Origin of the sequence: Pseudomonas brassicacearum, from assembly GCF_003732265.1 — a bacterium.
Lineage (GTDB): Bacteria > Pseudomonadota > Gammaproteobacteria > Pseudomonadales > Pseudomonadaceae > Aquipseudomonas > Aquipseudomonas brassicacearum_D.
In genome coordinates this window covers 1-721 of record NZ_MOBK01000218.1, presented here as the reverse complement: position 1 = coordinate 721, position 721 = coordinate 1, and the positions used below count along the sequence as shown (strand labels likewise).

The window sequence follows — 721 nt, the reverse complement described above, 5'->3', positions numbered from 1 at the left end:
ATGCTGACCCCATCCAATCCATAATCGACCCGGTGTTTCAGGTCGATGTATGACGCAAGACACCTCGGTCGGCCCCCTCTCCCTCCGGGAGAGGGGGCTGATTGGGGGATGCTGTGGAGATGCGCCGACCTGAAATTTCTTTACCGAATCCAGACAAGTCCAAATGCTGACCTCGTCCAATCCATAATCGACCCGGTGTTTCAGGTCGATGTATGACGCCAGACATCTCGGTCAGCTCCCTCTCCCTCCGGGAGAGGGCTGGGGTGAGGGGCTTCTGGGCTTCCAAGGCTTCTGATTCAAACAAAAAAACCCGGCCGAAGCCGGGTTTCTCGTCAAGCGATCACTGCATCCACGGCGGCGGCGGTGGTTCGTCGGACTTGCCTTTCGGCTCGTCGTCCGCCGCACGGATGGCCTGCTTGCGCTCTTCGTCGAGGCGCGCTGCTTCGATCTCGCGCAACACCCCGCCCACATCGGCCAGGTCTTCCGGATCATCGAACTCACCGGTCAGCACACTGTTCGGGTGCAAGGTGCCGGCTTCGTACAACGCCCACATTTCCTTGGCGTACTTGGTCAGCTTCAATTCCGGCGCAAAGCGCCCGAAGTACGAAGCCATGTTGCCGACATCCCGCTCCAGCATGCTGAACGCGTGGTTGTTACCGGCAGCATCGACGGCCTGCGGCAGGTCGATGATGACCGGGCCGGTCGGCGTCAGCAGCACGTT

At 60.5% G+C, this 721-nt stretch carries 1 protein-coding gene; it reads right to left on the bottom strand.

Features of this window, described 5'->3' with window-relative positions; all coding sequences use genetic code 11:
• Nucleotides 1-340: 340 nt before the first annotated feature.
• Nucleotides 341-721, bottom strand: a 381-nt coding sequence (locus tag BK660_RS30930; RefSeq protein ID WP_311202922.1) for an RIO1 family regulatory kinase/ATPase domain-containing protein, incomplete at its 5' end; no start/stop codon positions are given.